Origin of the sequence: Bacillus sp. SIMBA_031 (assembly GCF_046535225.1) — a bacterium.
GTDB classification, from domain to species: Bacteria; Bacillota; Bacilli; order Bacillales; family Bacillaceae; genus Bacillus; species Bacillus velezensis.
Map to the genome: position 1 here is coordinate 1 of NZ_JAWRXC010000176.1, position 276 is coordinate 276.

1 protein-coding gene is annotated in these 276 nt (G+C 61.2%); it reads left to right on the forward strand.

Annotated features, from left to right (window positions below):
* Window positions 1-240: hypothetical protein (locus SB724_RS19950; RefSeq protein ID WP_486304056.1), on the forward strand; the 240-nt coding region annotated here is incomplete at its 5' end.
* Between the last annotated feature and the right edge of the window lie 36 nt (window positions 241-276).

Consider the following 276-nt stretch of genomic DNA (forward strand, 5'->3'; position numbering starts at 1 on the left):
CTGATCGACTTCGGCATCAATGCGTGGGCAGACGGTAAGAACGTGCTGTATGCGTCGCTTGAAGTCGGACGCGATGTGATCGCCGACCGGATGGACTCGAACATCAGCGCGCAGGCGATGATGGAAATGCACCACCACACGCACGAGGTCCGCGCGAAGGTGGCCGAGTTCGCGCAGAAGGCGTTGCGCGCCGACGGCTCTAAGGCGAAGTTCATTGTCCACGAGTTCCCGACCGGCTAGCTGAAGGTATCAGACCTGCGTCGCCTGATCGAGCGC